The organism is Pseudomonas sp. FP2338 (genome assembly GCF_030687515.1).
Taxonomy (GTDB): domain Bacteria; phylum Pseudomonadota; class Gammaproteobacteria; order Pseudomonadales; family Pseudomonadaceae; genus Aquipseudomonas; species Aquipseudomonas salomonii.
The window spans coordinates 5396594-5421676 of the sequence record NZ_CP117436.1; the positions used below are offsets into that span (position 1 = coordinate 5396594).

At 60.9% G+C, this 25083-nt stretch carries 21 protein-coding genes; 15 read left to right on the plus strand and 6 right to left on the minus strand.

Features of this window, described 5'->3' with window-relative positions:
* On the minus strand, positions 1-2325 hold the full coding sequence (gene mrcB, locus PSH96_RS24430) for a penicillin-binding protein 1B (protein WP_056859778.1): 2325 nt from the start codon (positions 2323-2325) through the stop codon (positions 1-3).
* Positions 2326-2443: 118 nt separating this feature from the next.
* Between mrcB and PSH96_RS24435 the strand changes: the two genes are divergently transcribed.
* The 3 genes from PSH96_RS24435 to PSH96_RS24445 all read left to right on the plus strand — a co-directional run bounded on the left by PSH96_RS24435 (position 2444) and on the right by PSH96_RS24445 (position 4913).
* Complete coding sequence (locus PSH96_RS24435) at positions 2444-4000, plus strand: bifunctional aminoglycoside phosphotransferase/ATP-binding protein (protein WP_305455680.1); 1557 nt, start codon at positions 2444-2446, stop codon at positions 3998-4000.
* A gap of 93 nt (positions 4001-4093) precedes the next feature.
* Positions 4094-4438 carry a pentapeptide repeat-containing protein gene (locus PSH96_RS24440; protein WP_305455682.1) on the plus strand — a complete coding sequence of 115 codons (345 nt, stop codon included), beginning with the start codon at positions 4094-4096 and terminating at the stop codon, positions 4436-4438.
* 202 nt (positions 4439-4640) lie between these two features.
* Positions 4641-4913, plus strand: coding sequence for a TfoX/Sxy family protein (locus PSH96_RS24445; RefSeq protein ID WP_017139226.1), 273 nt, complete (start codon positions 4641-4643; stop codon positions 4911-4913).
* 243 nt (positions 4914-5156) lie between these two features.
* Here the strand turns inward: PSH96_RS24445 and PSH96_RS24450 are convergent, their stop codons facing one another.
* The 3 genes from PSH96_RS24450 to PSH96_RS24460 are packed head-to-tail and all read right to left on the minus strand — an operon-like array spanning position 5157 to position 7836.
* Positions 5157-5924: a heme ABC transporter ATP-binding protein gene (locus tag PSH96_RS24450; protein ID WP_305455684.1), complete on the minus strand. Its 768-nt coding sequence runs from the start codon at positions 5922-5924 to the stop codon at positions 5157-5159.
* Positions 5924-6961 carry an iron ABC transporter permease gene (locus tag PSH96_RS24455; protein WP_056859774.1) on the minus strand — a complete coding sequence of 346 codons (1038 nt, stop codon included), beginning with the start codon at positions 6959-6961 and terminating at the stop codon, positions 5924-5926. Before PSH96_RS24455 ends, PSH96_RS24450 begins: the two co-directional genes overlap by 1 nt.
* Positions 6958-7836 carry a hemin ABC transporter substrate-binding protein gene (locus PSH96_RS24460; protein ID WP_305455687.1) on the minus strand — a complete coding sequence of 293 codons (879 nt, stop codon included), beginning with the start codon at positions 7834-7836 and terminating at the stop codon, positions 6958-6960. Before PSH96_RS24460 ends, PSH96_RS24455 begins: the two co-directional genes overlap by 4 nt.
* 156 nt (positions 7837-7992) lie before the next feature.
* On the opposite strand from PSH96_RS24460, the gene PSH96_RS24465 reads away from it, so the two are divergent.
* Entirely contained in the window at positions 7993-8310 is a 318-nt protein-coding gene (locus PSH96_RS24465; RefSeq protein WP_305455690.1) for a Rieske (2Fe-2S) protein, read from the plus strand.
* On the opposite strand, the gene sfsA is transcribed toward PSH96_RS24465, so the two are convergent.
* Both sfsA and PSH96_RS24475 read right to left on the minus strand, forming a co-directional pair.
* Positions 8307-9020 carry a DNA/RNA nuclease SfsA gene (sfsA, locus tag PSH96_RS24470; protein WP_305455693.1) on the minus strand — a complete coding sequence of 238 codons (714 nt, stop codon included), beginning with the start codon at positions 9018-9020 and terminating at the stop codon, positions 8307-8309. The genes PSH96_RS24465 and sfsA overlap by 4 nt on opposite strands.
* The gene (locus tag PSH96_RS24475) at positions 9020-10192 is read right to left on the minus strand and encodes a pyridoxal phosphate-dependent aminotransferase (RefSeq protein ID WP_305455696.1); all 1173 of its coding nucleotides are present in this window, start codon (positions 10190-10192) and stop codon (positions 9020-9022) included. Before PSH96_RS24475 ends, sfsA begins: the two co-directional genes overlap by 1 nt.
* A gap of 321 nt (positions 10193-10513) precedes the next feature.
* Between PSH96_RS24475 and dksA the strand changes: the two genes are divergently transcribed.
* The 11 genes from dksA (at position 10514) to acs (ending at position 25066) form a co-directional block, all read left to right on the plus strand.
* Positions 10514-10957, plus strand: a complete 444-nt coding sequence (gene dksA, locus PSH96_RS24480) for an RNA polymerase-binding protein DksA (protein ID WP_003194150.1) — start codon at positions 10514-10516, stop codon at positions 10955-10957.
* A 95-nt stretch (positions 10958-11052) separates the two neighbouring features.
* Positions 11053-11940, plus strand: coding sequence for a tRNA glutamyl-Q(34) synthetase GluQRS (gene gluQRS / locus PSH96_RS24485; protein WP_305455699.1), 888 nt, complete (start codon positions 11053-11055; stop codon positions 11938-11940).
* A 62-nt stretch (positions 11941-12002) separates the two neighbouring features.
* Positions 12003-12179 carry a hypothetical protein gene (locus tag PSH96_RS24490; RefSeq protein ID WP_003176118.1) on the plus strand — a complete coding sequence of 59 codons (177 nt, stop codon included), beginning with the start codon at positions 12003-12005 and terminating at the stop codon, positions 12177-12179.
* Complete coding sequence (locus PSH96_RS24495) at positions 12163-15117, plus strand: sensor histidine kinase (protein WP_305455701.1); 2955 nt, start codon at positions 12163-12165, stop codon at positions 15115-15117. The genes PSH96_RS24490 and PSH96_RS24495 overlap by 17 nt, the downstream gene beginning before the upstream one ends.
* 22 nt (positions 15118-15139) lie before the next feature.
* On the plus strand, positions 15140-16570 hold the full coding sequence (locus tag PSH96_RS24500; RefSeq protein ID WP_305455703.1) for a sigma-54 dependent transcriptional regulator: 1431 nt from the start codon (positions 15140-15142) through the stop codon (positions 16568-16570).
* A 708-nt stretch (positions 16571-17278) separates the two neighbouring features.
* Positions 17279-18682: a polynucleotide adenylyltransferase PcnB gene (locus PSH96_RS24505; protein WP_305455705.1), complete on the plus strand. Its 1404-nt coding sequence runs from the start codon at positions 17279-17281 to the stop codon at positions 18680-18682.
* Between the two features lie 2 nt (positions 18683-18684).
* Complete coding sequence (gene folK / locus PSH96_RS24510; RefSeq protein ID WP_305455707.1) at positions 18685-19170, plus strand: 2-amino-4-hydroxy-6-hydroxymethyldihydropteridine diphosphokinase; 486 nt, start codon at positions 18685-18687, stop codon at positions 19168-19170.
* 315 nt (positions 19171-19485) lie between these two features.
* Positions 19486-20286, plus strand: a complete 801-nt coding sequence (gene panB, locus PSH96_RS24515; protein ID WP_305455709.1) for a 3-methyl-2-oxobutanoate hydroxymethyltransferase — start codon at positions 19486-19488, stop codon at positions 20284-20286.
* Positions 20283-21134: a pantoate--beta-alanine ligase gene (gene panC / locus PSH96_RS24520; protein ID WP_305455711.1), complete on the plus strand. Its 852-nt coding sequence runs from the start codon at positions 20283-20285 to the stop codon at positions 21132-21134. The genes panB and panC overlap by 4 nt, the downstream gene beginning before the upstream one ends.
* A gap of 224 nt (positions 21135-21358) precedes the next feature.
* Positions 21359-23023, plus strand: a complete 1665-nt coding sequence (pgi, locus tag PSH96_RS24525; protein ID WP_305455713.1) for a glucose-6-phosphate isomerase — start codon at positions 21359-21361, stop codon at positions 23021-23023.
* Positions 23024-23128: 105 nt separating this feature from the next.
* Positions 23129-25066: an acetate--CoA ligase gene (acs, locus tag PSH96_RS24530; RefSeq protein WP_305455715.1), complete on the plus strand. Its 1938-nt coding sequence runs from the start codon at positions 23129-23131 to the stop codon at positions 25064-25066.
* The last annotated feature ends 17 nt before the right edge of the window (positions 25067-25083 follow it).

Here is a 25083-nt window from a genome sequence, read left to right on the forward strand (position 1 = left end):
TTAATGCATCCAGCCCTTGACCCAATCCATCACCGAATCCGCGTCAGCGGGGGCACTGCCACCGCACGCAGCACCAGCAGGTGGCTCGCTGCCGCGAATATACGGCATCTGTACCGCGCCCGGACAGTTGGCGTCGGAGCCTTGCCCGGTATGCGGATCAATCCACGCCTGCACGATGTTGTCCGGCTGCGGCATGTTAAGCGGCAACGGATCGGCCTTGCGCATGAAACTGGTCCACACCTGCAGCGCACCGGTCGCACCGGTGAACGGGGTTTTGCCGTTATCGTCGCGGCCCAGCCACACCACGGCCAGCACATCCTGGCCGAAGCCTGCGAACCAGCTGTCACGCGAATCGTTACTGGTGCCGGTCTTGCCCGCCAGCGTCAGGTTCGACGGCAGCACGCTGTAGACCGAACGCCCGGTACCTTCACGCATCACGCGCTGCATGGCGTTCTGGATCAGGTAGATGGAGCCCGCGTCAAAGCGCTGCTGGATCTGGAACGGGTAACGCTTGAGCGGCTCGCCCTCGGCGGTCAGCACACTGCGAATGCCGCGCATCGGGGTATTGAAGCCACCGTTGGCGAGGGTCTGGTACATCGTCGCCACTTCCATCGGGGTCATGGCGCCAGCGCCCAGCAGCATCGATGGGAACGCCGGGAACTCACGGGTGATGCCCAGTCGCCCCAGGGTTTTCAGCACATTCGGCACGCCCACTTCAAGCCCAAGGCGCGAGGTAGAGATGTTGTAGGAATGCGCCAGGCCCTGGTACAGGAACACAGTGCCGTGGGAGCGACGATCAAAGTTCTGCGGCGTCCACACCTGGCCATCCGCCCCCTTTACCGACAGCGGGTCATCCGACAGCCAACTGGTCAGGGTGTATTTGCTTGGTTTTTCCAGGGCCGTGAGGTAGACCGCCGGCTTGACCAGCGAGCCGATCGGCCGCACCGCATCCAGCGCACGGTTGAAACCGGCAAAACTGGCCTGGCGGCTGCCAATCATGGCCTGCACTTCACCGGTTTCCGGGTTGGTTACCACCATCGCCGCTTCGACTTCATCCGAGCCTTTACGGCCGGTCAGGCGCTTGAAGGTGTCGTTGACCGACGCTTCGGCTTTCATCTGCAGGATCGGGTCAAAACTGGTGAAGATCCGCAGGCCCTCTTCGGTCAAGTCTTCGTCGCGGTAGTCTTCACGTAGCTGGCGTTTGACCAGATCGATAAAGCCCGGGAATGAACTGTCGGCCAGCTTGCCGCGAGTGGTAACACCCAGTGGCATTTTTTTCGCCGCCGCGACTTGTTCAGCGGTGGCCACGCCCTGCTGTTCGAGTACATCCAGCACCAGGTTACGGCGCTCAAGCGCACGTTCCGGGTTGCGGCGGGGGTTGTAATAGGACGGGCCCTTGACCATCCCCACCAGCAACGCGACTTGATGCAATTTCAATTCGGACAAAGGCTGGCCAAAGAAGAACTGGCTGGCCAAGCCGAAACCATGCACGGCGCGCTGCCCATCCTGGCCGACGAAGACCTCGTTGAGGTACGCCTCGAGAATCTCCTGTTTGCTGTAATGCAGCTCCAGCAGCATGGCCATCATGGCTTCGGTGAGTTTACGGGTCAGGCTGCGCTCGTTGGTCAGGTAAAAGTTCTTGACCAATTGTTGCGTGAGCGTACTGCCGCCCTGGGTCATCTTGCCGCCGGAAGTGTTGACCCAGATGGCGCGGGCAATCGACTTGGGCGACACACCCCAGTGGCTGTAGAAATCGCGGTCTTCAACGGCGATCAGCGTATCGAGCAGGTACGGTGGCACCTGATCGAGCTTGATCAGGATGCGATCTTCGAGGTTCTTGGGGTAAATACCGCCGATCATCAGCGGTTCCAGGCGCACCACAGGTAACTTGGAGCCATTGAGCGACGACAGCTCGGCAACGTAATCGCCGGAGAAGCGCACGCGTACCGGCTGGGCTTTCTCCAGGCCTTCATAGAACTGGAAGCCACGGGTATTCAGGTCGACGGTATTGCCGCTGACCGCAGCGGCGCCAGGGCCGTTGCTCACGGGTTCGCGGCGATAGCCCAAGGCGTCGAGTTCGGTAAGGAAGTCTTCCTTGCTCAGCTTTTGGCCGGTGAACAATTCCAGCGGGCGTGCATACACCTTGGCCGGGATGGTCCAGCGCTTGCCGGAGAATTTCTCCTGGACCACGGCGTCGAGGTACACCGCGAAGCCTGCGAGCACCACAAGGCCTACCAGGCTTAGCTTGATGGCCCAGCCCAGCCACGGGCGCAGGCCGCGTGAAGGAGGTTTTTTACGGGAACGGGGAGATCGGGTTCGAGTCATGGCGGCGGATTATACGCACTTTATTGACGATCAACATGAGCCGGACAGCGGTTTGCACGACCGACTGTAACCGCCATAATGCCGGCCATGATTTCCCCCAGACTTTGAAGGATCGCCCGTGAGCCAGTCCCTGATCGCAGCCCTGCAAAACCCGGCTTTGTATCCCCATCCGGTTGAAGCGTTCCAAGTCATTGAGACCCATATTTCCTGGGTCATATTGACCGGCCCGTATGCTTATAAGCTGAAGAAGCCGATGAACTTCGGCTTTCTGGATTTCACCCAACTGGACGACCGTGGCCACTTCTGCCGCGAAGAGCTGCGCCTTAACCAGCGCCTGACTGAAGATTTGTATCTTGACGTGTTGCCAATCACCGGCAGCGCCGAAGCCCCGCAATTGGGCGGCGATGGCCCGGTCATCGAATACGCGCTGAAAATGCGCCAATTCCCGCAAAGCCAACTGCTCAGCACCCTGCAAGCCAATGGCGAGGTCACCAGCGCGCACATTGACGACATGGCCAAGCAGATTGCGCACTTCCACCTCAGCGCACCGAAAGTGCCGCAAGACCACCCCGCCGGCACGCCGGATGAAGTGATGGCACCGGTTCGCCAGAACTTCGACCAGATCCGCCCGTTCCTCAGCGACAAGGCCGACCTGGCCCAACTCGAAGCCCTGCAAGCCTGGGCTGAAGCCAGCTTCGAACGCCTCAAGCCACTGCTGGCCCAGCGCAAGCTCGAAGGCTTCACTCGCGAATGTCACGGTGATATCCACTTGGGCAACGCCACCTTGATCGATGGCCAGGTGGTGATCTTCGACTGCATCGAGTTCAACGAGCCGTTCCGCTTCACCGATGTGTATGCCGACACGGCCTTCCTGGCGATGGACCTGGAAGACCGCGGCCTCAAATCCCTGGCGCGCCGTTTTATCAGCCAGTACCTGGAGCTGACCGGCGACTATCAGGGCCTTGAAGTGCTGAACTTCTATAAAGCCTACCGTGCACTGGTGCGCGCCAAGGTGTCGTTGTTCAGCATGCCAAGCGAGGCCAGCCCGGTGCAACGCGCCACCACCCTGCGCCAATACCGCAACTACGCGAACCTGGCGGAAAGCTACAGCACCATTCCGTCGCGCTTCCTGGCGATAACCCACGGTGTTTCGGCCGTCGGTAAAAGCCACGTGGCCATGCGCCTGGTGGAAGCCTTGGGTGCCGTGCGCCTGCGTTCGGATGTGGAACGCAAGCGCCTGTTTGGTGAACAGAAGGTCGAGAACACCCCGCAAGCCGGTATCTACGCCGCCGAAGCCAGCGCTGCCACCTACGCTCGCTTGAATGACATCGCCGATACCGTCTTGCGTGCGGGCTACCCGGTAGTGCTGGACGCGACCTTCCTGAAAAGCGCACAACGCAACGCCGCTGCCAGGATTGCCGAGGCCACCGGCGCGCCTTTCCTGATACTCGATTGCAACGCACCGCAAGCTGTTATTGCTAGCTGGCTGGCGCAACGTCAGGCGGATAAAAACGATCCTTCCGACGCGACACTCACCATTATCGAAGAGCAGCAGGCCAACCGTGACCCGCTGACCGCCGAAGAACTGCTGCTGAGCAAACGTGTGGAAACCAACGAGAGCGGCACACTCGACGCTCTGGTAGCGCACATTCGCCAGCGCCTGCCAGGCCTGTAAGAAATATTTCTTGGTCGTGTCGCCGATCTTCGGTGCACGACCGAGCAATAGTGGCACTATAATGGCGTCATAATTCCAACAGGAGTCGCCGTCATGAGTCAGCCCAAGCTTCTTGATACCCCGCTCTACGCACTCCTGCATAAAGACGACATTCGCGGCTTCAACCAGGAGCGCCCCAAAGACGGCACCATCGACGTGCGCGGTGGCGACTTTCGCGGCCTGGACCTGCGTGACCTGAACGCCACGGGCGTGGATTTCACCGACGCCTACTTCCGCTCTGCCGACCTGCGCGGTCTGGACCTGCGCGAGTGCTCATTGGAAGGCGCCAGCCTGGCCCATGCGCAGATTTCCGGCACCTACTTCTCCCCCGAACTGACGGCTGACGAGATCCTGATGTCGGTCAATTTCGGCACTCGTTTGCGCTACCGCACCAAGTAACCTCATCTTTCGGGCCCCAGCTACGCCTCACGCGTAGCGGCGCCTCCTGCCTGCTTGTCGGCAATACCCTCAAAAATTCTTATAAGCTTTTCAGCCGTTCCTGACCAAAGAACCACGCTTTTCCTACTGAGCGCTACACTCCTTTTCAGGCTTGCCTGGTCACGATACCCACCGCACCATTCGGCCGTCGCAAGGAGGCTTGATGAACGATGAGCTGCAACACCTGAAAAACCTGGGCAAGACGTCGGCGCAGTGGCTGCATGCGGTGGGCATCCACAGTGCGTCCGACTTACGCCGCCTGGGAGCTGTAGATGCCTATCGAGCTGTGCGCACTCGCGGGTTTCGGGCCTCGAAAGTGCTGCTGTATGCAATCGAAGGAGCCTTGATGGACGTGCACTGGAACGACATCCCGACGGAGCGCAAGGAGGCATTGAACCGTCAGCTGGAGGCGATTTCAGCGCGCCAGAAGATTTAGGTCTGCAAGAATCCCCAATGTTTACGGCCAGTTCGAACGTGTGTTTGAGAAAAACCGCAGAGCGTTGAAAAACAGAGGTTGACTCTCAAATGAGAATCGTTATGATTATCACAACTGGTCGCGAGATCAGCCGATAACTGAAAGACCATTGGTTCGGACTCTCAGATTATCTCCTCATCAGGCTAATCACGGTTATTTGACCCGGCTCTTGCCGGGTCTTTTTTTACCTGTAAAAAAGCCGATTCAGCGCGCAATAATCAATGGATGACCGCGCTCCGGGTGCGGCTGTACCAACACCTCCAAACCAAACACCGCTTTAAGTGGCTCAGGCCGCATCACCTGCACCGGCGTGTCCAGCGCGTGTGGGCGCCCTTGCTCCAGCAACAGAATCCGGTCGCAATAACGCGCCGCTAGGTTCAGGTCATGGAGAATCACCAGCACCGCAGCGCCGCGATCAGCGAAAGTACGTATAGCCTGCAAGGTCGTGTGTTGGTGCAAGGGGTCAAGCATCGAGGTCGGCTCATCCAACAGCAGCGTCTGCCCGGCTTCCCCCGGCCATAACTGCGCCAACACTCGCGCAAGATGCACACGCTGGCGTTCGCCACCCGACAACGCCAGGTAGCTGCGCCCGCTCAAATGGCCCACGTCGGCCGCGTGCAGCGCCGCCTGGATGATTTCGTCATCACGCACGCGTCCGGTTTGATGGGGCAAGCGGCCCATGCCTACAACCTCCTCGACACGGAATGCGAAATCCAGCGTGGAAGTCTGCGGCAACACTGCCAAACGTTGGGCACGTTGCGGCCCGCTCCAGTCCGTCAAGGCTTGCTGATCCAGCCACACCTTGCCCTGATCCGGCTTCAGCTCGCCGCACAACGCACCGAGCAGCGTGCTCTTGCCTGCTCCGTTAGGGCCGAGTACACCGAGCACTTCACCCGGCAGCAAGTCCAGGGTGACATCCGCCAGCACGGTTTTATCGCCACGCCGGACCTGCAACGCTTCTACTCGCAGCATCAGGCGCGCCCTCGCAACAACAAATAAAGAAAAAACGGCGCGCCGATAAAGGCCGTTACGATGCCGATCGGCAGTTCAGCCGGCGCCAGCGCCAGGCGTGCCACCAGGTCAGCAAACAGCAACAGGCTCGCACCCGCGAGTACAGACGCCGGCAACAACACCCGATGATCCGGCCCGGCCAACAAGCGCACCAGATGCGGCACCACCAGCCCGACAAACCCGATCATGCCCGCCGCCGCTACCGCTGCGCCCACACCCAGGGCTGTGCAGAACACCAGTTCACGCTTGAGCCCTTCAACATCGATCCCAAGGTGATTGGCCTCGGACTCACCCAGCAGCAATGCATTCAAGGCTTTTGCCCGACGCGGCAACCACAACGCCACACCGGCGCTCACCAACAGCAATGGCCACAACCGCGAATAGCTGGCGCCATTGAGGCTGCCCAGGTTCCAGAAGGTCAGGGTGCGCAAGGTGGCGTCATCGGCCAGATAGGTAAACAACCCCACCGCTGAACTGGCCAAGGCGGTAAGCGCAATACCGGCCAGCAGCATTGTGGCGACATTGGTCTGACCGTTGCGGCGCCCCAGGCGATAAACCAGAGCCGTAACGCCCAAGCCGCCGAGAAACGCGCACAACGACAACAGATAAGGCCCGAACGCATCCGGCAGGCCACCAAAAAAAGAACCGCCGACGATCGCAATAGCCGCCCCGAGCGCCGCACCGCTGGACACACCGACCAACCCCGGGTCGGCCAACGGGTTGCGAAACAAGCCCTGCATCGCCACGCCCGACAATGCCAGCACACCGCCCACCGCCAGCCCCAGCAAGGTTCGCGGCAAACGAATCTGCCCAAGGATCAATTCGGCCTGCTCCAGGCCTTGGGCTTCAATCGGTACGCCCATCAGGCGCAAGGCGGCCTTGAGCGTATCCAGCAACGGCAGGCTGACCGGCCCCAATGCCAATGAAAGCCAGGTTGCCAGAAGGCATAACAGCGCCAGCCCGATAAACAGCGTTTTCGGTTTAACCAGAGTCGTCATTGGGCAGGTTTAGCCTGGGACGGATAAAACCCGGCAGACAGTTGCACCAGGCTTTGCGGCAAACGCGGCCCAAGCCCACCGACCAGCAGGGTCGGGTCCAGCTCAAACACGCGGCCATTTTTAGCCGCCGGCGTTGACGCCAGAATCGGGTTTTCCTTGAACAAGGCCGCCCGCGCCGCATCGCCGGTGAGGGCACGATCAGCAAACACCAGCACATCGGGGCTCAGACCGGCCAGCGACTCCACCGAAAACGGCTTATAGCCGGTGTGGGTCGCGAGGTTATGCCCGCCCGCCTGCTGCAACAGCCAATCTGCGGCCGTGTCCTTGCCCGCGATCAGCGGCTTGCCGCCTGCATGCCCGAGCAACAGCAGCACACCCGGCGCCTTCTGCGTGGCCTGGGCCTTGGCGACCCAGGCTTTCTGCTGATCCAGCTTTTGTTCATATCCGGTAAACAATTCGTTGGCCTTGGTTTCATCACCCAACAGCTTGCCCAGGTGCTGAAGGTTGCCTTTCAAGGTCGGCAAATCCGGCTCGGCCGAGAACATCTCCACCTGCACGCCCGCACCGCGAATCTGCGCCAGCACCGGCGGCGGCCCCATTTCTTCAGTGCCCACCAACACCTGCGGGCGCAGGCTTAAAATCCCTTCCGCGGACAATTGGCGCTGGTAACCAATGCTCGGCAATGCCTTGAGCGATTCAGGGTGCTGACTGGTGGTATCCACGCCCACCAGCTTTGACTCCCCGCCCAGCGCCGTGACCCATTCCGATAGCGCCCCACCGGCACTGACCCAGCGTTGCGGCAGTTCAGAGGCGTATGCCCCGTGGTAGACCAGCAGTGAGGCAACAAGCGCAATAGCGCTGGTACTCAGGCGCATAACAGGGTTTCCTTCCAAGGGCAGGGCCACTCAAGCACTCATGGATGTGACAGTTAAACCCTGTCTGGCATCGTACAGAGCACCCAATCAGCTAACGGGCGAAGCCGGCATTTGATAATTGTTTGCATTTGAACGTCAAGGCACTTAAGGATCGTTATGAAGTTTCTCTGCCCCTCGGATGCACTGGCGCCCAACAGCAGCCGCGGTTTTGAAATAGACGGTTGCAAAGTAATGGCCGTGCGCCGTGACGGCGTTGCCTACTTGTACCTCAACCGCTGCCCCCATCGCGGCATCCCGCTGGAATGGCAGCCCGACCAGTTCCTGGACAGCAGCGCCAGCCTGATCCAGTGCGCCACCCACGGCGCCTTGTTCCTGATCGAAAGCGGCGAGTGCATTGCCGGGCCATGCGCGGGCCAAAGCCTTAAAGCCCTGCCCGGCCGTGAAGACGCGCAAGGCCTGTGGGTTGAACTCTAGTCGCCGATCATCACGTCCAGACGCCGGTCGATGATAATTTCCTGCGGCGTGACCCGCGCACCGTAGGCCAACACTTCCACGCCGGCCGCCTTGGCCTCGCGCAGCGCAGCGGCGTAGCCCGCATCGATTTCCACCGCAGGGCGTACAGCGTCGATCCCCGACAGGTTCACGCAATACAACTGCACCGCACGCACACCCTCACGCGCCAGGTGCGCCAACTCGCGCAAATGCTTGGCGCCACGTTGGGTCACCGCGTCGGGAAAGGCCGCCACCGGCGAGCCGTCAAAGCCCAGGGTGACGCTTTTGACTTCCACATAGGCCGCGCCGTGTGGGTAATCCAGGCGAAAATCGATACGGCTTTTTTCCTGGCCATAAGGCACTTCGCGCTTCAGGGCAGTAAAACCGTTGAGTTCAGTGATCACCCCGGCGCGCAACGCTTCTTCCACCAGTGGGTTGGCACGTGCTGTGTTGACGCACGCCAGCCGGCCTTGGGGGGTTTCGGCAATTTCCCAGGTGCCCGGCAACTTGCGCTTGGGGTCTGTGGAGCGACTGAACCAGACCTGGCCGCCCTCCACCATGCAATTGAGCATCGAGCCGGTGTTGGGGCAGTGAATGGTCAGCAACTCGCCGGTCAGCGTTTCGATGTCGGTGAGAAAGCGCTTGTAGCGGCGGATCAGCCGCCCTTCTTCGAGGGGAGGATTAAAGCGCATCAGCCTTGCCAGCTCCGCAAGCCACGGGCGATGCGTTCCACCGCTTCCTGTAGCCGATCGAGGTTTTGCGTGTAGGCAAAACGCACATGGTAGCCGGCCTGATAACGACCGAAATCCAGGCCTGGCGTAAACGCCACATGCTCGATTTCGAGGAAATGACGGCAAAACGCGAAGGCATCACCGCCGAACGCGCTGATATCGGCGTACAAGTAGAACGCGCCTTCGGGCTCTACGGCGATGCCGAAACCCAACTCGCGCAAGGCTGGCAGCAGGAAATCCCGGCGGCGCCCGAACTCGGCGCGGCGCTCTTCCAGAATGCTCAGGGTTTGCTCGGTGAAACACGCCAGCGCCGCGTACTGGGCCATGCTCGGCGCGCTGATGTAGAGGTTTTGCGCCAACTTCTCCAATTCGCCCACCGCCGCCGGTGGCGCCACCAGCCAGCCGAGGCGCCAGCCGGTCATGCCGAAATACTTCGAAAAACTATTTAAGACGAATGCCTCGTCGTCGACTTCCAGCACGCTGGCGGCATCGGTGCCGTAGGTGAGGCCGTGATAGATCTCGTCCACCACCAAATGACCGTTACGCACCTTGATTGCACTCGACAACCCAGCCAGTTCGTCGCGGCTGAGAATCGTGCCGGTCGGGTTGGCCGGCGAAGCAACCAGCGCGCCAACGCTGTCTGCATTCCAGTGTTTGGCCACCAGCTCGGCGGTCAATTGGTAGCGCACGTCCGGGCCAACCGGCACCAGCTGCGCAGCGCCTTCCACCAGCCGCAGGAAATGTCGGTTGCACGGGTAGCCTGGGTCGGCCAACAGCCAGTGCTTGCCCGGATCGACCAGCAGGCTGCTGGCCAGCAGCAACGCGCCAGAGCCACCGGGCGTGATCAGAATGCGCTCAGGGTCGACGCTCAGGCCGTAGCGCTGCTGGTAAAAACCACTGATGGCGTGGCGCAACTCGGGCAGCCCACGGGCCGCGGTATAACGCGTCTTGCCGTTAGCCAGCGCGGCCTGGCCGGCCTGGATAATCGGCTCGGCCGTGGTGAAATCCGGCTCGCCGATCTCCAGGTGGATAACATCATGGCCGGCCGCCTGCAGCTCATTGGCTCGCGCCAGCAACGCCATAACGTGAAAAGGTTCGATGGCGCGACTGCGCGCACTGTAGGGCTGAGCCATTAGCCTTCCTTAGACGGTGAGGACAAAATTCGGATTCTACCGAACCCGCGCGGTAAAACATGCTCTATTGCCTGCTCGGTCATCCGTGATGAACCGAGCAAGCGCCGGCAAAACGACTAAAATCAACCTTCGAGACACGCTATACCCAGCCATGGCGGGCTGTGACAGTTTGCAAGCCTGCCACGTTGGGCCTCGACAACCGGGAGTGGCGCACCCCGAATCTATCTGGTAAGTTCGCCCGCTTGCAGCCGCAGGGCCGGCAGGTGTCGGTGACGTTGCAATCCTGCGCAATGGATTAGAAGAGTGAGAGGCGGTCTATTCATGTCCACCCAAGCAAAGCAACAGCAGACTCAAGGCCTCGGCGGCTTCGAACCCTATGTGGAAAAAAAGGGCGAGGAGTACATGGGCGAGCCCATGCGCGAGCACTTCACCAAGATCCTGAACAAGTGGAAACAGGACTTGATGCAGGAGGTTGATCGTACCGTTGACCACATGAAGGACGAAGCAGCCAACTTTCCTGATCCGGCCGACCGTGCGAGCCAGGAAGAAGAGTTCGCCCTTGAACTGCGAGCGCGTGATCGAGAGCGCAAGCTGATCAAGAAGATCGACAAGACCCTGCAACTGATCAAGGACGAGGAATACGGCTGGTGCGAATCCTGCGGCGTCGAGATTGGTATTCGTCGCCTGGAAGCCCGCCCAACTGCGGACCTGTGCGTAGACTGCAAGACCTTGGCTGAAATCAAGGAAAAACAGGTCGGCAAGTAATCCTGCCGGTCTGAATGCGAGAAACAAAAAATGGGGCGTGCAAACGCTCCATTTTTGTTTCTGGCGTTCAGTGGTTTTCCAGTAGTATCCGGCCCATGACAGCCTCTACCTATATCGGGCGTTTCGCCCCTACGCCCAGCGGCCACTTGCACTTCGGTTCGCTGGTTGCCGCCCTCGCCTCCTACCTCGATGCCCGCGCCAATAAAGGCCGCTGGCTGATGCGCATGGAAGACCTCGACCCACCCCGTGAAGAACCCGGCGCACAGGCCGCGATCCTGCACGCCCTGGAAAGCTATGGCTTCGAGTGGGATGGGGAACTGGTCCGACAGAGCGAGCGGCATGAGGCCTACGCCAAAGTCTTGAACGACATGTTCAACCACGGCCTGGCTTACGCCTGTACCTGCTCGCGCAAACAGTTGGAGCCCTACCAGGGGATCTATCCAGGCCTGTGCCGCAACCTCGGGCATGAGCAGCAAGACGCGGCGATCCGCTTGCGCGTACCGGAGCTGGAGTATCACTTCACCGACCGCGTGCAAGGCGAATTCCGACAGCACCTGGGGCGTGATGTGGGCGATTTCATCATCCGCCGTCGCGATGGTCTGTATGCCTATCAACTGGCGGTGGTGCTTGACGATGCCTGGCAGGGTGTCACCGACATCGTGCGCGGCGCCGACCTGCTCGAGTCCACGCCGCGCCAGTTGTACCTGCAGGAACTGCTGGGCCTGCGCCAGCCGCGTTACCTGCACGTGCCGCTGATCACTCAGCCGGACGGCAACAAGCTGGGCAAATCCTACCGCTCGCCGCCGTTGACACAAGGCCAGGCCACCCCTTTGCTATTAAGAGCGCTGCGCGCCCTCGGCCAGCAACCCGGCAACGAACTGCTGCACGCCAGCCCACGGGAACTGCTGGATTGGGGCATTGCACACTGGGACGCCAGCCTGATCCCGCGCACACTGACGCTGGCCGAAGCGCAATTGAGTTGAAGGCGCTTGCAGCTTGCCAAGCATCCGTTACCATCGCGGCAGTTTTTTAATCAGAGGCCAACATGTACATCTATCGATTGGTCCTGCTGCTGGTCGTCGGGATCTACCTGTTTTCCCCCGCCATCATGGATTGGTGGATCGACGCCACGGGCGCCTGGTATCGCCCTTATCTGCTGTGGCTGATCCTGATCGTCGTGACCTTCATCCTGCAGAGCCAAAAAGATGCCGATGAGCTTTAGCCTCACCCAGATGCTGCTGATCAGCGCCGCCTACCTGGCCGCGTTGTTCGGGGTTGCCTGGATCAGTGAGCGCGGAATGATTCCGCGGGCGATCATTCGCCATCCGTTGACCTACACCTTGTCCTTGGGCGTCTACGCCAGCGCCTGGGCATTTTATGGCACCGTGGGGCTGGCCTATCAGTATGGCTACGGCTTTCTGTCCAGCTACCTGGGCGTGTCCGGCGCGTTTTTGCTGGCGCCGGTGTTGCTGTACCCGATCCTGAAAATCACCCGCACCTATCAGCTGTCGTCCCTGGCGGACCTGTTTGCCTTCCGCTTTCGCAGCACCTGGGCCGGCGCGCTGACCACGATCTTCATGCTGTTGGGCGTGCTGCCGTTGCTGGCCCTGCAGATCCAGGCCGTGGCCGACTCCATCAGCATCCTCACCCGCGAACCGGTACAGCACCGCGTCGCCCTGGCTTTTTGCGCGCTGATCACGCTGTTCACGATTTTCTTCGGTTCACGCCATATCGCCACGCGCGAGAAGCACGAAGGCCTGGTGTTTGCGATTGCTTTTGAGTCGGTGATAAAGCTGATCGCCATCGGCGGTGTCGGGCTTTATGCGCTGTATGGCGTGTTTGATGGCCCGCAGCAGCTGGAGCTGTGGTTGCTGCAAAACCAGACCGCGCTCGCCGCCCTGCACACCCCGTTGCAGGAAGGCCCATGGCGCACATTGCTGCTGGTGTTTTTCGCTTCGGCGATTGTGATGCCGCACATGTACCACATGACGTTCACCGAGAACCTCAACCCGCGCTCATTGGTCAGCGCCAGCTGGGGTTTGCCGTTGTTCCTGCTGTTGATGAGCCTGGCGGTACCGCTGATCCTGTGGGCCGGCCTCAAGCTCGGCGCTACTACCAACCCCGAATACTTCACCCTTGGCGTCGGTATTGCCGCCAACAGCAAATCCCTGGCATTGCTGGCTTACGTCGGCGGTTTGTCGGCAGCCAGTGGCTTGATCATCGTCACCACGCTGGCACTCTCCGGCATGGCGCTCAATCACCTGGTGCTGCCGCTGTATCAGCCGCCAGCCGAAGGTAATATCTACCGCTGGCTGAAATGGACGCGCCGCGCGCTGATCGTCGCCATCATCATGGCCGGCTATGGCTTCTACCTGCTGCTGGGCGCTGGGCAAGACCTGGCCAACCTCGGCATCGTCGCGTTTGTCGCGACCTTGCAGTTCTTGCCAGGCGTGTTGTCTGTGCTGTACTGGCCAACCGCCAACCGTCGCGGCTTTATCGCCGGGCTGCTGGCAGGCATTCTGGTGTGGATGGTGACCATGCTGCTGCCGCTGGTCGGCAACTTGCAGGGCTTCTATATTCCGCTGCTGAACATGATCTACGTGCTGGACGACACCAGCTGGCACATGGCGGCGATCGCCTCCTTGGCCGCCAACGTGCTGATGTTTACCCTGATCTCGCTGTTCACCAACGCCAGCCCCGAAGAGACCAGCGCCGCCGAGGCCTGCGCCGTGGACAACGTGCGCCGCCCGCAACGCCGCGAGCTGCACGCGGCCTCACCGCAAGAGTTCGCCACCCAACTGGCCAAGCCGCTGGGCGCCAAGGCGGCGCAAAAGGAAGTCGAGCAGGCGCTGCGCGACCTTTACCTGCCGTTTGACGAGCGCCGCCCGTATGCCCTGCGCCGTTTGCGCGACCGCATTGAGGCCAACCTGTCCGGCCTGATGGGCCCGAGCGTGTCCCAGGACATGGTGGAAACCTTCTTGCCCTACAAGGCCGGCGGCGAAAACTACGTCACCGAAGACATCCATTTCATCGAGAGCCGGCTGGAGGACTACCACTCACGCCTCACCGGCCTTGCCGCCGAACTCGACGCCCTGCGCCGTTACCATCGCCAGACCCTGCAGGAACTGCCGATGGGCGTGTGTTCCCTGGCCAAGGATCAAGAGATCCTGATGTGGAACAAGGCTATGGAAGAACTCACCGGCATCGCCGCACAACGTGTTGTGGGTTCGCGTCTGAACACCTTGGGCGAGCCCTGGAAAGAACTGCTGCAAGGCTTTATCAACCTGCCCGACGAGCACTTGCACAAACAGCACCTGGCGCTGGACGGCCAGACCCGCTGGCTCAACCTGCACAAAGCTGCGATCGACGAGCCGCTGGCACCCGGTAACAGTGGCCTGGTGCTGCTGGTGGAAGACCTGACCGAAACCCAGATGCTCGAAGACAAGCTGGTGCACTCCGAGCGCCTGGCCAGCATTGGTCGCCTGGCCGCGGGCGTGGCCCATGAAATCGGCAACCCGATCACCGGTATCGCGTGCCTGGCGCAAAACCTGCGCGAAGAGCGCGAAGAAGACGCCGAAATCACCGAAATCAGCGGGCAGATCCTCGAACAGACCAAGCGTGTTTCACGCATCGTGCAGTCGCTGATGAGCTTCGCCCACGCCGGCGCGCATCAGAACCTGGACGAAGCGGTGTGCCTGGCAGAAGTGGCGCAGGATGCCATTGGGCTGCTGGCCTTGAACCGGCGCAATTTCGAAGTACAGTTTTTTAACCTGTGCGACCCGGACCACTGGGTCGACGGCGACTCCCAACGCTTGGCGCAGGTGCTGATCAACCTGCTTTCAAACGCCCGTGACGCAACCCCTGCCGGCAGTGCGGTACGCGTCAAGAGCGAGGCTTTCGAGCACACGGTCGACCTGATCGTGGAGGATGAAGGCAGCGGTATTCCACAGAACATCATGGACCGATTGTTCGAACCTTTCTTCACCACCAAGGACCCGGGTGAAGGTACCGGTCTGGGCCTTGCACTGGTCTATTCCATCGTTGAAGAGCATTATGGACAAATCACCATCGACAGCCCGGCTGACACCGAAAGCCAACGCGGCACCCGTATTCGGGTGACCTTGCCGCGTCATGTCGAAGCGACGTCCGCTGTGAACTGAGACCGTCGAGAGAATTGAATCAATGCCGCACATTTTGATCGTCGAAGACGAAACCATTATCCGCTCTGCCTTGCGTCGCCTGCTTGAACGTAATCAGTATCAGGTCAGCGAAGCCGGCTCGGTGCAGGAAGCCCAAGAGCGTTTCAGCATTCCCACGTTCGACCTGATTGTCAGCGACCTGCGCCTGCCGGGCGCACCGGGCACCGAGCTGATCAAGCTTGGCCAGGGCACGCCTGTGCTGATCATGACCAGCTATGCCAGCCTGCGCTCGGCGGTGGACTCGATGAAGATGGGCGCGGTGGACTACATCGCCAAGCCTTTCGATCACGACGAAATGCTCCAGGCCGTGGCGCGCATCCTGCGTGACCGTCAGTCGGCTGGCAGTGCGCCGGCCGAGCAGCGTCCTGCCGGCAAGGCTGCCGAGAAGCCGGGCGTCGACAACAGCAACGGCGAGATCGGCATCATCGGCTCCTGCCCACCGATGCAGGACCTGTACAGCAAGATCCGCAAAGTGGCGCCCACCGATTCCAATGTATTGATCCAGGGCGAGTCGGGCACCGGTAAAGAGCTGGTGGCCCGCGCCCTGCACAACCTGTCCAAGCGCGCCAAGGCACCGATGATTTCGGTGAACTGCGCGGCGATCCCCGAATCGCTGATCGAGTCCGAACTGTTCGGCCACGAGAAAGGTGCCTTTACCGGCGCCAGCGCCGGGCGCGCAGGGTTGGTCGAAGCGGCGGACGGCGGCACCTTGTTCCTCGACGAAATTGGCGAACTGCCTCTGGAAGCGCAGGCGCGCCTGCTGCGCGTGTTGCAGGAAGGCGAGATTCGCCGCGTCGGCTCGGTGCAATCACAGAAGGTCGATGTGCGCCTGATCGCCGCGACCCACCGTGACCTCAAGAGCTTGGCCAAGATCGGCCAGTTCCGTGAAGACTTGTATTACCGCCTGCACGTCATCGCCCTCAAGCTGCCGGCCCTGCGCGAGCGCGGTGCCGACGTCAACGAGATCGCCAACGCGTTTCTGCTGCGCCAGAGCGCGCGCATCAACCGTACCGACCTCAAGTTTGCCGCCGACGCCGAGCAGGCGATTCGGCATTACTCGTGGCCGGGTAACGTGCGTGAACTGGAGAACGCGGTCGAGCGTGCGGTGATTCTGTCGGAGAGCCCGGAAATTTCCGCCGAGCTGCTGGGTATCGATATCGAGCTGAGCGACCTGGAAGACGACGACTTCATCGGCCTGGCCCCGCAACAGGGCGGTGGCAGCAATACCAGCCATGAGCCGACCGAGGATCTGTCACTGGAAGACTACTTCCAGCACTTCGTGCTTGAGCATCAGGACCATATGACCGAGACCGAACTGGCGCGCAAGCTGGGCGTAAGCCGCAAGTGCCTGTGGGAACGCCGCCAGCGCCTGGGCATTCCACGGCGCAAGACCGGGGTGGCCAGCGAAAGCTGAGGGCGCGCCCCCGCAGGTAACACCCTCAGATGTGAAAAAACTGTTACCGCAGCTTTTTCACGTAACAGAAGCCGGGGCTTACGGTAACGAAGCCCCGGCTTTTTTTAGCCCCTCTAAAAGCCAAAACCAGCTCAAACCCCCGGTTTTGCTGGGCGGCACAAAAGTTGGCACGCACCCTGCTATATGCTTAGTACAAAAACAATAACAAGCTTTGTACAAGACAATAAAAATAAGACGAATCGACTCACGCATAACAAAAACAACACGGCGGAGGCGCAGCTAACTGATTCTTTTGGAGAGGCGTTGCATTTGGGGCTTGCCCCGCAACCAGGCCGAGAACAACAAAAACTGCCCTAAGGCAGAGCCTGAACTGGTTGGATCGTAGATCAGCAACACAGCGACCAAAGCAATCCGTTTGCTCTTGGCTCCCGATTGGGAGTGTCATGAAGGTGAAGCTTCATGGCGAGGGCGATCAACAAAAACAAAAAGCCCGCAACCATAATAAAAATAGAGCACGCAACTACTTCTGGGGGAGCTTCGGCTCCCCTTGTAGTTTCCGGCATTTGACCCGCACACACCTTTCTTTAAGCTTCTGGCTCAAGCCTTGCAGCTTGTTCCTACACCATCCCTCGACTAAATGCTAGAATCCCCGCCCATCATGCGGTCATTCTTCGTTATGGCCGAACATTCCTTCAAACAGTGCATCCCATGCTGAAGAAGTTGTTCCAGTCATTCCGTTCCCCCTTGCGTCGTACGCAACACATTCGCAGCACGCCTGAAGTGCTTAACAGCAATCAGCATTCATTGCAGCGCGCTCAATTCAGCCGTTATGCAGTGAACATCGTCGAACGTTTGCAGAACGCCGGCTACCAGGCTTATCTGGTGGGCGGCTGCGTACGTGACATGCTGCTCAATATCACGCCCAAGGATTTCGACGTCGCCACCAGCGCCACGCCGGAGCAGGTGCGTGCCGAGTTTCGCAATGCGCGAATCATCGGCCGCCGCTTCAAGTTGGTGCACATCCACTTTGGTCGCGAAATCATCGAGGTCGCGACGTTCCGCGCAGGCCACCCGCAAAACGATGATGAGGAAGACACCAATCAGTCTTCCCGCAACGAGAGCGGCCGTATCCTGCGTGACAACGTGTACGGCACCCTGGAAGAAGACGCGCAGCGCCGCGACTTCACCATCAACGCCCTGTATTACGACCCGGTCAGCGAGCGCATCCTCGATTACGCCAATGGCGTACACGACATTCGCAACAACCTGATCCGTCTGATCGGCGACCCGACCCAGCGTTACCAGGAAGACCCGGTACGCATGCTGCGCGCCGTGCGCTTTGCCGCGAAGCTGAACTTCGGCATCGAGAAACACACCGCTGCGCCGATTCGCGAGCTGGCGCCGATGCTGCGGGAAATCCCTTCGGCGCGCCTGTTCGAAGAAGTGCTGAAGTTGTTCCTCTCGGGTTATGCCGCCGACACGTTCGAAATGCTGGTCGACCTGCAACTGTTCGATCCACTGTTCCCGGCCAGCGCCGAGGCACTGGAATACAACCCGACGTACACCCACACGCTGATCAGCGAAGCGTTGGTCAACACCGACCTGCGCATCAAGCAGAACAAACCGGTAACGCCGGCGTTCCTGTTTGCCGCCCTGCTGTGGCCCGCCCTGCCCAAGCGCGTATTGCGCCTGCAAGACCGTGGCATGCCGCCGATCCCGGCCATGCAGGAAGCCGCCCACGAGCTGATCGCCGAGCAATGCCAGCGCATCGCCATTCCCAAACGCTTCACCATGCCGATCCGCGAGATCTGGGACATGCAGGAGCGCCTGCCGCGTCGCAGTGGCAAACGCGCCGACCTGTTGCTGGACAACCCGCGCTTCCGTGCCGGCTACGACTTCCTGCTGCTGCGCGAAAGCGCCGGCGAGCAGACCGACGGCCTGGGCGAATGGTGGACCGATTACCAGGACGCCAATGACAGCCAGCGCCGCGACATGATTCGCGACCTCGGCAGCAAAGGCGATGGTGAAGGCGCCGGCCCGAAAAAACGTCGGCGCAGCGGCACCAAGCGCAAACGCAGCGCGGCCGATACCTCGGGCGCTGCGGGCGAATAAACGTGGAACGTATCTACATTGGCATGGGCAGCAATCTCGCTGCCCCGGACCAGCAATTGCGCAGTGCTGTCGAAGCCCTGGCGCAATTGCCAGACACCAACCTCGTTGGCGTGTCGGCGTTCTATCAAAGTGACTCCCTGCTCCCGGGCCAACCGCGCTACACCAATGCGGTCGCCGCGCTGAACAGCGATCTTGCGCCACTGGATCTGCTCGATGCATTGCAAGCCGTCGAGAACGACCAGGGCCGCGAGCGCCTTGAACGCTGGGGCCCACGCACCCTGGACCTGGATATCCTGCTGTTTGGCGAGCGCCTGATCGACGAGCCGCGCCTCAAGGTGCCGCACTATCAGATGCATCTACGCGCGTTCGTGCTGTACCCGCTGGCAGAACTGGCGCCCGCCGACCTGCAACTGCCCAATGGCCAAACACTCAGCGAGCTGCTGGCAGCCTGCCCGTTTGCTGGCCTGGAGCGCCTGCCCCAAGATTGACCCGGTCAATGTGGGAGCTGGCTTGCCTGCGATGCGGGCAACTCGGTTCACCCGCTATTACGCGGCGATGCCATCGCAGGCAAGCCAGCGCCCACCCGTAACAGCGGTAACACCCCACTCGTAACAATGCGGTAACACATCCAATTGACTTCCCGTGTCCTCATCACGACTATAGGCGTCCCGCTGCCGCCAACCCGGCGCTGAAGGGCGCAATCCAGGCCTTATAAGCACTGCTCTCAAGACAGTGCGCCTGTATAAACGAAGACTCACGCGCGTTACTCGCTGTTTCCAAGCGCCTGAACGAGGACCCTTTCCATGCCAGACATTACCCTGACCACCTTGCAGAGCCTCAAGCTAAAAGGTGAAAAAATCACCATGCTGACCTGCTATGACGCCACCTTCGCCCACGCCAGCTGCGAAGCCGGGGTTGAAGTGCTGTTGATTGGCGATTCACTGGGCATGGTTCTTCAAGGGAATGACAGCACCCTGCCGGTCACCACTGACGAACTCGCGTACCACACGGCCAGCGTCAAACGCGGTAACAACGGCGCCTTCATCATCGCTGACCTGCCGTTCATGGGTTACGCCACCCTTGAACAAACCTTCCAGAACGCCGGCAAGCTCATGCAAGCCGGTGCCCACATGATCAAAGTCGAAGGCGCGGTGTGGCTGGCGGAGTCGATCCGGCTGCTGGCTGAGCGTGGCGTTCCGGTGTGCGTGCACATGGGCCTGACACCGCAGTCGGTAAACATCTTCGGCGGCTACAAGGTGCAAGGCCGCAATGAAGCCCAGGCGCGACAGATGCGTGCGGATGCCATCGCCCTGGAGCAAGCCGGCGCCGCGATGATCCTGCTCGAATGCGTGCCCAGCGAACTGGCGGCAGAAATCACCCAGGCCGTCAAAGTACCGGTGATCGGCATTGGCGCAGGCTCGGCCACCGACGGCCAAGTGCTGGTGGTACATGACATGCTCGGCCTGTCGCTGACCGGCCGAGCGCCCAAATTCGTGAAAAACTTCATGGCCGGCCAAGACAGCATCCAGGCAGCCCTGGCCGCTTACGTGCGTGAAGTCAAAGCCGTGACCTTCCCAGCCGACGAACACGGGTTCACTGCATGAACACCGTTAAAACCGTAAGAGAACTGCGCGCCGCCGTCGCCCACGCACGCAGTGCCGGCAAACGCATTGGCTTTGTGCCCACCATGGGCAACCTGCACAGCGGCCACGCCACCCTGGTGACCAAGGCCGCACAGCAATCGGACTTTGTGGTGGCGAGCATCTTCGTCAACCCGCTGCAGTTCGGCGCCGGCGAAGACCTGGACAAGTACCCGCGCACGCTGGCGGCCGACCAGGAAAAGCTGCTGCAAGCCGGTTGCAACCTGTTGTTCGCGCCCAGCGTCGACGAAATGTACCCCGGCGGCATGACCGGCCAGACCCGCGTCAGTGTCCCGCAACTGTCCGAAGGCCTGTGCGGCGCCAGCCGGCCTGGGCACTTCGAAGGTGTGGCGACGGTGGTGAGCAAGCTGTTCAACATGGTCCAGCCGGACATGGCCGTGTTTGGCCAGAAGGACTACCAGCAACTGGCGGTCATCCGCGCCATGGTGCATGACCTGAACATGCCCATCCAGATCATCGGCGAGCCTACCGTGCGTGCCGCCGACGGCCTGGCGCTGTCGTCGCGCAACGGTTACCTCAACGAAGAACAGCGCGCGATTGCGCCGGTGCTCTACCGCAGCCTCAGCCAGATTGCAGCAGCTATAAAAGGCGGTGAGCAGGATTTCGCCAAGCTGCGTGCCGAGCAGATCGCGCAGATTGAAGCCGCCGGGTTGCGCATGGATTACCTGGAGGTGCGCCAGGGCGTGCACCTGCGTGTGGCCACGCCTGAGGATCGGGATATTGTCATCCTCGTGGCTGCCTATCTGGGTGCGACACGCCTGATCGACAACCTGCATTTGACCCTCAACTGACCCCGCCAGGCACTTCGCCTGTTGCCCTGATCGCTGTGCCGGTATAAAAAAGTACCGGCAACAGCGCAGACAAAGCCAAGACATATCGACACGCTAGGTTTAATGTAATCGCCCTGCGCCATTGTTGGCGCTGACCGGACTCAAACGCCTGATGAAAGACTCAACGTTCCGGATTTAGAAGTGTCCTAAAGGCAAGTCCCCGTAATAAAAGGAAACCCGCAGCGATGGCGTACTACCGCACTCCTCATGACGTTACCGCTCTGCCCGCTTGGCAAGCGCTCAATCAACATCGCCAAGCCATGCAGGATTTCAGCATGCGCGACGCGTTCAATGCCGATCCCCAGCGCTTTTCCCAGTTCACCTTGAGCAGCTGCGGGCTTTTCCTCGATTACTCGAAAAACCTGATCACTGCCCAAACCCGCACCTTGCTCGTGAACCTGGCCAATGAAGTCGGCCTGAAAGACGCGATCAACGCGCTGTACGCAGGCGAACCGGTCAACTCTTCCGAAGGCCGCCCCGCCCTGCACACCGCGCTGCGCCGCCCAGTGGGCGACAAGCTGTCGGTCAACGGCGTGAACATCATGCCGGACGTGCACAAGGTGCTGAACCAGATCACCGACCTGGTCGGCCGCATCCACGACGGCCTGTGGCGGGGTTACACCGAGAAGCCGATCACTGACGTGGTGAATATCGGCATCGGTGGTTCGTTCCTCGGCCCGGAGCTGGTCTCCGAGGCCTTGCTGTCCTACGCCCACAAAGGCGTGCGCTGCCACTACCTGGCGAACATCGACGGCAGCGAGTTCCACGAGCTGACCCAGAAGCTGCGCGCCGAGACCACGCTGTTTATCGTTTCGTCCAAATCCTTCAACACCCTCGAAACCCTGAAAAACGCCCAGGCCGCCCGCGCCTGGTACCTGGCCCAGGGTGGCTCGGAAGCCGAGCTGTATCGCCACTTTATCGCCGTATCGAGCAACAACGCGGCAGCCGTGGCGTTCGGTATCCGTGAAGAGAACATCTTCCCGATGTGGGACTGGGTCGGCGGCCGTTACTCGCTGTGGTCAGCCATTGGCTTGCCAATCGCCCTGGCCATCGGCATGTCCAACTTCAAAGAGCTGTTGTCCGGTGCCTACACCATGGACCAGCACTTCCAGAACGCGTCGTTCGAGCAAAACATGCCGGTGCTGCTGGGCCTGCTGGGCGTGTGGTACGGCAACTTCTGGGGTGCGCAGAGCCATGCGATCCTGCCGTATGACCACTACCTGCGTAACATCACCAAACACTTGCAACAGCTGGACATGGAGTCCAACGGTAAAAGCGTGCGCCAGGACGGCACGCCGGTGTCGACCGATACGGGCCCGGTGATCTGGGGCGGCGTCGGCTGCAACGGTCAGCATGCTTACCACCAGCTGCTGCACCAGGGGACCCAACTGATCCCGGCCGACTTCATTGTGCCGATCGTCAGCTTCAACCCGGTGTCCGACCATCACCAGTGGCTGTACGCCAACTGCCTGTCCCAGAGCCAGGCACTGATGCTCGGCAAGACCCGCAGCGAAGCCGAAGCCGAACTGCGCGAAAAAGGCCTGCCGGAAGCCGAAGTGCAGAAGCTGGCGCCCCACAAGGTGATCCCGGGCAATCGTCCGAGCAACACCATTGTGGTCGAGCGCATCAGCCCACGTCGCTTGGGCGCACTGGTCGCCATGTATGAACACAAAGTGTTTGTACAAAGCGTGGTCTGGGGCATCAACGCCTTCGACCAATGGGGCGTGGAGCTGGGCAAGGAGCTGGGCAAAGGCGTCTACAACCGCCTGACCGGCGCCGAAGAAACCCTGGCTGACGATGCATCGACCCAAGGCCTGATCAACTACTTCCGCGGTCGTCACCGCGGCTGAGGCCGGTACACCAAGGCCAACGTCCGTTTGGACGTTGGTCTTGAACCCTCTCCCCACAGCGTGCATCTTTATGCCTTGTCGCTAAAACAAGAATAAGGACCGCTCATGTTCGATATCCGCACATTCCCCCGCGCCGATGCCGTCCGCCAGGCCGCGCAGCTCAGTCAAGACGAGTACCAGCGCCTCTATCGCCAATCCATTGAGCAACCCGATACCTTCTGGGCCGAACAGGCCAAGGGCTTTCTCGACTGGATCAAACCCTGGCACACCGTGCAGCACTCAGACATCACCACCGGCGCCGCCCAGTGGTTTGCCGGCGGCCAACTGAACGTCAGCTACAACTGCATCGACCGTCACCTGGCGCAACGCGCCGACCAGCCGGCCTTTATCTGGGAAGGCGACGATCCTGCAAAGTCCTCCAAAATTTCCTACCGCCAACTTCATCAAAACGTCAGCCGCCTGGCCAATGTGCTGAAAAGCCGTGGGGTGAAAAAAGGCGACCGGGTGTGTATCTACATGCCGATGATCCCGGAAGCCGCCTACGCCATGCTGGCCTGCACACGGATTGGCGCGGTGCACTCGGTGGTGTTCGGCGGCTTCTCTCCGGATGCTCTGCGCGACCGCATCCTCGATGCCGACTGTCGCACCGTGATCACCGCCGATGAAGGCGTGCGCGGCGGCAAGCCGGTGGCCTTGAAAAAGAACGTCGACAAAGCCCTGGCCAGCTGCCCGAACGTCAGCACGGTACTGGTGGTGGAGCGCACGGGCGCGGAACTCGACTGGGTAGAAGGCCGCGACCTCAAGTATCAAGCCGCCCTGGACGCTGCCAGCGCTGATTGCCCGCCCGAGCCAATGGACGCCGAGGACCCGCTGTTTATCCTCTACACCTCCGGCAGCACCGGCAAACCCAAAGGCGTGCTGCACACCACCGGCGGCTACCTGCTGCAAGCGGCGATGACCTTCAAGTACGTGCTCGACTACCGTGACGGCGAAGTGTTCTGGTGCACCGCCGACGTGGGTTGGGTCACGGGCCACAGCTATATCGTGTACGGCCCGCTGGCCAATGGTGCCACTTCGCTGATGTTCGAAGGCGTGCCGAGCTACCCGGACAGCTCGCGCTTCTGGCAGGTCATCGATAAACACCAGGTGAATATCTTCTACACCGCGCCCACCGCACTGCGTGCGCTGATGCGTGAGGGCCACGGGCCACTGGAGAACACCTCGCGCGCCAGCCTGCGCCTGCTGGGCAGCGTCGGTGAGCCGATCAACCCCGAGGCCTGGGATTGGTACTTCAACGCCGTCGGCGAGCAGCGTTGCCCGATTGTCGATACCTGGTGGCAGACCGAAACCGGCGGCATCATGCTCAGCCCGCTGGTCAGCGCGCAACGGATCAAACCTGGCTGCGCGACCCAACCGATGTTTGGTGTGCAGCCAGTGCTGCTGGATGAACACGGCAAGGAGCTCAGCGGCGCCGGCAGTGGCGTGCTCGCCATCAAGGCCAGCTGGCCGGGGCAGATTCGCAGCGTCTACGGCGATCCGCAGCGCATGCTCGACACCTATTTCAAACCCTACCCCGGTTACTACTTTACCGGCGACGGTGCACGCCGCGATGAGGATGGCGACTACTGGATCACCGGCCGCATTGACGACGTGATCAACGTGTCCGGCCACCGCATCGGCACCGCCGAAGTGGAGAGCGCGCTGGTGCTGCATGACCAAGTGGCCGAAGCCGCTGTGGTCGGTTACCCCCACGATGTCAAAGGCCAGGGCATCTACGCCTTTGTTACCCCAATGAACGGCGTCGAGCCCAGCGATGAGCTGAAAAAACACCTGCTGGAGCTGGTCAGCAAGGAAATCGGCAGCTTTGCCAAGCCGGAACTGATCCAATGGGCGCCCGCCTTGCCGAAAACCCGCTCGGGCAAGATCATGCGGCGCATTTTGCGCAAGATCGCCTGCAACGAACTCGACAGCCTCGGCGACACCTCAACCCTGGCCGACCCGAGCGTGGTGGACGGCCTGATCGATAAACGCCTGAACCGATAGGAGCCACCCAGAGTCGC